The sequence below is a fragment of the Fulvivirga imtechensis AK7 genome (genome assembly GCF_000331535.1).
In the GTDB taxonomy this organism is placed as follows: Bacteria; Bacteroidota; Bacteroidia; order Cytophagales; family Cyclobacteriaceae; genus Fulvivirga; species Fulvivirga imtechensis.
Window position 1 is genome coordinate 1 of record NZ_AMZN01000178.1, and the last position, 1,599, is coordinate 1,599.

General features: G+C 45.5%; 1 protein-coding gene and 1 pseudogene. Both read left to right on the top strand.

From position 1 onward, the window contains the following. On the top strand, positions 1-894 hold an 894-nt coding region (locus C900_RS30765; RefSeq protein WP_245558496.1), incomplete at its 5' end, for a toprim domain-containing protein. Then, positions 860-1,599: pseudogene (locus tag C900_RS30770) on the top strand (CHC2 zinc finger domain-containing protein); the annotation flags it as partial. The gene C900_RS30765 and the pseudogene C900_RS30770, both read left to right, overlap by 35 nt.

The window sequence follows — 1,599 nt, forward strand, 5'->3', positions numbered from 1 at the left end:
GCGGAGCTTTTGCTCCGTCCTGACAAGGCGCAGCCTTCGTCAGGGACAGAAAGCATGATAACAGGAACCAATGCTGACGCTCCCTCCGGTCGGTCAGCACGAGTTCGTGAGCTCAGCAGAGCTGACCTACTCACCCGAATGTTCACCTACTTCAGAAACGGAGTCCACAACAGCAAACCCGCCAAAGAATACCTCGAGAGCAGAAACCTTGATAAAGACAAAATACAGGTCGGCTACAACAGTGGCCAGTTCCACCACGGAAGCAGGAAAGAAAAACACCTTGTAGAAAGTTGCCTGAAATATGGCCTTTTACTGGACAGAGGCCATGTAAACAACAGGACAGGAGAAAAAGCCTACAGCCCTTTTGGTAAAAACTGCATCGTGTTTGCACTGCGGAACCCCCAAAACCAAGTGGTAAGCCTTTACTTTAGAAGCACGATCGACAACCACAAAGCGAGACACTTCTATTTAAAAGACCGGCAAGGACTTTACCCAAACTACCCGAAGAAAGAAACCAAAAAACTGATCCTGACAGAATCCATTATTGATGCAGCCACTTTGCAGCAGTTTGAATTACAGGAGTACGAGCTTTTAGCCCTTTACGGCACTAACGGATTAACAGAAGAACACACCAAAGCCATTGAGGATCTGCAGGAGCTTGAAGAAATCATCTTCTTTTTAAATGGAGATGAAGCAGGAAGAAAGGCCACGGAGAAATACAGCAAAGAGCTACAGCAACTAAAGCTCCCGAAAGGATCGGGACAGGCAACAGTCAAAATCACACAAATAGAAGTACCCGAAAATGAAGATATCAACAGCCTTGCCCAAAGCCATGAGCCGGAGATCTTCACGCACTTACTTGATAATAGAAAACCCCCTTTTTCCTTCAAATGAAAAGGAAGAAAAGCCCAAACCTACAACACCAAAACCACTGGCACCAGAAGGTAAATGCATCTTAGACACCACCAACCCCGAACACATCATCTTTGAAAATAACTGCCTCACATGCAATGTGTGGGGCGGGATAGAGAAGGAGAACCTTAGTCGTTTAAAAGTTAGTTTACACATTAAAAGCAAAGCCTGTCCTGACGAAGGAAGGAACTACAAGACCTTCAGAGATGATGTAAACCTTTACAGCCACCAGAGCACTAAAAAACTGGTTCAGAACCTTACAGAAGCTTTAGAACTCAGTACCACGCAGATAAGCAACACCGTAACAGAACTGACCGAGAAACTGGAAGAATACCGGATGAAAGAACGGGAAGCGCAGGTAAAAGCCCTGAAACCGAAGCTTTATGAAATGACCGACAAGGAGGAGCAGCAGGCCATGAAGTTTTTGAAATCTCCTGAACTGGTAAAAAAGACCTTAACATTAGTCAGCCAAAGCGGCCTGATCGGAGAGCAAAAGAACGGTTTACTACTCTTCTTCCTGTACTTATCGAGGTTCTTTGATGAACCCTTGCACGCCATCATTTTTGGGAGATCCGGAAGCGGTAAAACCTACCTGCAAACCAAGATCAGTGAATGCCTTCCGGAGGAATCAGTGCGAACCATAACCAGCTTAACAGAAAACACCCTTTACTACTCTACCAGAGACTT